The sequence below is a fragment of the Methanococcoides sp. AM1 genome, from assembly GCF_900774055.1.
In the GTDB taxonomy this organism is placed as follows: Archaea; Halobacteriota; Methanosarcinia; order Methanosarcinales; family Methanosarcinaceae; genus Methanococcoides.
Window position 1 is genome coordinate 1 of the sequence record NZ_CAAGSW010000008.1, and the last position, 5,525, is coordinate 5,525.

General features: G+C 50.4%; 2 tRNA genes and 3 rRNA genes. All 5 read left to right on the forward strand.

Annotated features, from left to right (window positions below):
- Window positions 1-169: 169 nt before the first annotated feature.
- A 16S ribosomal RNA gene (locus E7X57_RS12145) occupies window positions 170-1,646 on the forward strand.
- Between the two features lie 113 nt (window positions 1,647-1,759).
- Window positions 1,760-1,832, forward strand: a tRNA-Ala gene (locus tag E7X57_RS12150).
- Window positions 1,833-1,977: 145 nt separating this feature from the next.
- Window positions 1,978-4,907 (forward strand): 23S ribosomal RNA (locus E7X57_RS12155).
- 68 nt (window positions 4,908-4,975) lie between these two features.
- A 5S ribosomal RNA gene (gene rrf / locus E7X57_RS12160) occupies window positions 4,976-5,097 on the forward strand.
- Together the 16S, 23S and 5S rRNA genes with 2 tRNA genes alongside form the textbook arrangement of a ribosomal RNA operon.
- 205 nt (window positions 5,098-5,302) lie before the next feature.
- Window positions 5,303-5,374, forward strand: a tRNA-Cys gene (locus E7X57_RS12165).
- Window positions 5,375-5,525: the final 151 nt, after the last annotated feature.

Below are 5,525 nucleotides of genomic sequence, written 5' to 3' on the forward strand. Positions count from 1 at the left end.
GGTCTGACGTTGAAATTGGCAGTTCGGTTAATTCTGACTGATAGTGACTTTATCTATCAAAAAGAACTAACCAACATTGTGCAAAGAAAACAACTCTCTAATTAAACATAGAGTTCTTTTCCGACAATTTTCTTAGTTAACTTCCAAATTTTGTGTGCTTTAACAAATAACTCTGGTTGATCCTGCCAGAGGTTACTGCTATCGGTATTCGACTAAGCCATGCGAGTTAAATGTTCTTCGTGAACATAGCGAACTGCTCAGTAACACGTGGATAACCTGCCCTTAGGTTCGGCATAACTCCGGGAAACTGGAGATAATTCCGAATAAACCATTAATGCTGGAATGCTTTTTGGTTCAAAGACTTCGGTTGCCTAAGGATGGATCTGCGGTCTATCAGGTAGTAGTGGGTGTAAGGTACCTACTAGCCTACGACGGATATGGGTTGTGAGAGCAAGAGCCCAGAGATGGATTCTGAGACATGAATCCAGGCCCTACGGGGCGCAGCAGGCGCGAAAACTTTACAATGCGGGAAACCGCGATAAGGGGATACCGAGTGCCAGCATATTATGTTGGCTGTCCACATGTGTAAACGGCATGTGTTAGCAAGGGCCGGGCAAGACCGGTGCCAGCCGCCGCGGTAACACCGGCGGCCCGAGTGGTAATCACTTTTATTGGGTCTAAAGGGTCCGTAGCCGGTTTGATCAGTTCTTCGGGAAATCTGACAGCTCAACTGTTAGGCTTCCGGGGAATACTGTCAGACTTGGGACCGGGAGAGGTAAGAGGTACTACAGGGGTAGGAGTGAAATCTTGTAATCCCTGTGGGACCACCAGTGGCGAAGGCGTCTTACCAGAACGGGTCCGACGGTGAGGGACGAAAGCTGGGGGCACGAACCGGATTAGATACCCGGGTAGTCCCAGCCGTAAACGATGTTCGCTAGGTGTCAGGGACGGTGCGACCGTTTCTGGTGCCGTAGGGAAGCCGTGAAGCGAACCACCTGGGAAGTACGGCCGCAAGGCTGAAACTTAAAGGAATTGGCGGGGGAGCACTACAACGGGTGGAGCCTGCGGTTTAATTGGACTCAACGCCGGAAAACTCACCGGGGGCGACAGCAAGATGTAGGTCAAGCTAAAGACTTTACCTGAATCGCTGAGAGGAGGTGCATGGCCGTCGTCAGTTCGTACTGTGAAGCATCCTGTTAAGTCAGGCAACGAGCGAGACCCGTGCCCACTGTTGCCAGCATGTCCTTCGGGATGATGGGTACTCTGTGGGGACCGCTGGTGCTAAACCAGAGGAAGGTGCGGGCTACGGTAGGTCAGTATGCCCCGAATCTCCCGGGCTACACGCGGGCTACAATGGCTGGGACAATGGGTTCCTACACCGAAAGGTGATGGTAATCTCCTAAACCCAGCCGTAGTTCGAATCGAGGACTGTAACTCGTCCTCGTGAAGCTGGAATCCGTAGTAATCGCGTTTCAACATAGCGCGGTGAATACGTCCCTGCTCCTTGCACACACCGCCCGTCAAACCACCCGAGTGAGGTATGGGTGAGGGCACGGATTTTGTGCCGTGTTCGAACCTAAATTTCGCAAGGGGGGTTAAGTCGTAACAAGGTAGCCGTAGGGGAATCTGCGGCTGGATCACCTCCTAAGCAACGATCCGCACAAAGCGGATCAACGCTATCAGTCAGAAATCGATAAACTGCCAATTTCAACAACCCCACTTCAATGAAATAAGATTTCGCTGGAGAAAATGCGAGCGAGGGCTTGTAGATCAGTTGGAAGATCGTCGCCTTTGCAAGGCGAAGGCCCTGGGTTCGAATCCCAGCAAGTCCATTGGATCAATCACGATTCACAAATCATCAAGTGCACCGAGCAAGTAATGTTGCTTGGGAAGGATGGATGTGCCCTTTCCCCGATATTGGGCATTATGAGATCATGTATATATTACATATCAGACGCTCACTGGACAAAGTGAGATGGACTCTGGTAATTATGCCGTCAGGTGGATGGCTCGGCTCAAGCGCTGATGAAGGACGTGCCAAGCTGCGATAAGCTCAGGGTAGACGCATGGAATCTATGAACCTGAGATTTCCTAATGAGACCTCTTAGCACATTTGTGCTGATCAGTCATGATCGGGAACGCCCCGAATTGAAACATCTTAGTAGGGGCAGGAAGAGAAATCGAAGAGATGCCGTTAGTAATGGCGAATGAACACGGCAAAGTTCAAACTGAATCCCTCCAGTAATGTGAGGGAGATGTGGTGTTGTAGGAACTTTCTAAGGTTCCGACCTTTTCTTAGCTGAACTTTTCTGGAACGTTAGACCGTAGAGTGTGAAAGTCACGTAAGCAACGAAAAGAGGAACTGGAAATGTTCCTGAGTAGCGTGTGTTGGAAATCACGCGTGAATTTGGGAGGCACCAACTTCCAAAACTAAATACGTCTTGAGACCGATAGCGAAGTAGTAGGGTGACCGAAAACTGAAAAGTACCCCCAAAAGGGAGGTTAAAAGTGCCTGAAACCTGATGGTGATGGAGCGATATGGCATGAAAGGATCTTTAGTTCGAAGGAATCAACCGCGAGGTTGTAGTACGAGTTCTAATGCCGATGTCATATCATACGTTTTGAAGAACGGGCCAGGGAGTGTAACTAAGTGGCGATGGCTAACCTTTTATCTGGGAAGCCGAAGCGAAAGCAACAAGCACGCAACCCCTCACGGGGTGAGGTGCGGCGTATACAAGTGCGTGGAGTCACTAAGTTACGACCCGAAGCCGGGTGATCTAGGCGTGGGCAGGTTGAAGCGTGGCGAAAGCTACGTGGAGGACCGCAAGCGGTATTGATCTGCAAATCATTCGTGTGACCTGCGTCTCGGAGTGAAAGGCTAATCTAACCCGGCATCAGCTGGTTCCTTCCAAAACATGTCGCAGCATGACCTAACTGGAGATAGTCGGTGGAGTAGAGCACTGATTGGTGGTCCCGGGGGAGAAATCCCTCAGCCGCTTGTCAAACTCCGAACCCACCGTCGTCGTAGAAGGTTGGAGTCCGGGCTACTGGGGTAAGCTTGTAGTCCGTAAGGGAGACAACCCAGCCCGTGGTTAAGGTCCCTAAGTGTCGACTAAGTGTTAATACTAAAGGGCGTCCTAAGCCCTAGACAGCTGGAAGGTTAGCTTAGAAGCAGCTATCCTTTAAAGAGTGCGTAACAGCCCACCAGTCGAGGTTTGGGGCCCCGAAAATGGACGGGGCTCAAGTCGACCACCGATACCACGGAGTACCGAAAGGTAATCTTGTAGGAAGGCGTTGCGTTTGGGCAGAAGCAGGGCTGTGAAGTCCTGTGGACCGAGCGGAAACGAAAATCCTGGTAATAGTAGCAGCATAGTCAGGTGAGAATCCTGACCGCCGAAGGGGCTAGGTTTCCTCGGCAATGATCGTCAGCCGAGGGTTAGTCGGTCCTAAGTTGTACCGTAATTCGAGTACATCAAAAGGGAAACAGGTTAATATTCCTGTACCATTTAACAATAAAACTGACGTTTCGGGGCAGGCTGAGCGGCGCCGTCGCGCCGTCTAAGCATCGAACTCTGTGGAGAGCCGTAATGGCGAGAAGCAGACGAATATGTTATGGCGAAAGTCAGCTTCACCCTGGAACCCGTGAAAAGGGAGTTAAATGTCCGTACCGAGATCTGACACAGGTGCCCCTAGCTGAAAAGGCTAAGGCGTGTCGGAATAATTTGGCTAAGGGAATTCGGCAAATTGGCTCCGTAACTTCGGGAGAAGGAGTGCCTGCCGTGTAGACGGCAGGTCGCAGTGACCAGAGAACTCTAACTGTCTAATATCAACATAGGAGATCGCAAACCCGTAAGGGCTAGTACGATCTCTGAATCCTGCTCAGTGCAGGTACCTGAAACTTCGGTTCAACGGAAAGAAGGGCCTGTAAACAGCGGGGGTAACTATGACCCTCTTAAGGTAGCGTAGTACCTTGTCGCTTAATTGGCGACTTGCATGAATGGATCAATGAGAGTTCTACTGTCCCTAGCCAGAGTCCGGTGAAGCTTACATTCTAGTGCAGAGTCTAGAGACCTCTAGGGGGAAGTGAAGACCCCGTGGAGCTTTACTGCAGCCTGTCGCTGGGGTGTGATTTTGGATGTACAGTGTAGGTAGGAGACGTCGAAGCCGGTGCGCCAGCATCGGTGGAGTCACAATTGGGACACTACCCTTCCAAAGTTACGCCCCTTACTCCGAGAGGAGGACCCCGATAGGTGGGCAGTTTGCCTGGGGCGGGACGCCCTTGAAAAGATATCAAGGGCGCGCAATGGTTAACTCAAGTGGGTCGGAAACCTACTGAAGAGTGCAAGAGCATAAGTTAGCCTGACGTGATTCGGCACAGTAGCGGATCACGAGACGAAAGTCGGTTCTAGCGAACCTTTATGTCCCGCTTGGTGCGGGCTAAAGATGACAGAAAAGTTACCCCGGGGATAATTGAGTCGTTGCCGGCAAGAGCACATATCGACCCGGCAGCTTGCTACCTCGATGTCGGTTCTTTCCATCCTGGCTGTGCAGCAGCAGCCAAGGGTGAGGTTGTTCGCCTATTAAAGGAGATCGTGAGCTGGGTTTAGACCGTCGTGAGACAGGTCGGTTACTATCTACTAGAGGTGTCTGTAGTCTGAGGGTAAGTTGCTTTTAGTACGAGAGGAACAGAGCAACGGCGCCACTGGTCGATCGGTTGTCTGACAAGGCACTGCCGAGCAGCTACGCGCTAAGGAATAAGAGCTGAATGCATCTAAGCTCGAAATCTGACCTAAAAAGAGACTACGTTAAGGATTCCGGTAAAAGACCGGATTGATAGAGTCGGGATGTACGCACCAAGGCAACGAGGTGTTCAGTCCGCGGCCACTAATTTCCGTGCCTCATCCGTTTTGCTTTGTCCAGGCGAAATCTGATATGTAATATAATTAACATGATCATTTCCAGTATTAGAGATGAGTATGGCGGCCATAGTGGCAGGGCAACTCCTGTTCCCTTTCCGAACACAGAAGATAAGCCTGCCCACGTTGTTTACTGTACTGAGGTACGAGAGTCCTCGGGAAATCTGCGTCGCTGCTATGCTCACTCTTTACCTTAACTTTTCTTCGATCTGCCACAACTCATGAGTTGTAACTTTATCTCTTTCCGGTATTCAACAGTCCTCTTGATTTCTGCTTAAAGTAAACTGTGCAGAAGTTTTAATGTGTTTAACAATACGATCATTAGCCTTCATTGTCGTAATGTAAAGGCTTATATGTCTGTATTACCTACTAGGATTCGTTCAAATGCCAAGGTGGCGGAGCGGCTACGCAATCGCCTGCAGAGCGATTCCATTCCGGTTCGAATCCGGACCTTGGCTTTCATCCATTAACAAAAGTAAGGTCTGATTCAGCATCCTGACCTCTTGAGCAAAGCTCAAAGGTCGCGCGCTGCAGAAGCGCTGATCTGGATTCGGACCTTGGCTTTCATCCATTAATATGAGTTAGAGTACGGCGGCCATAGCGGCAGGG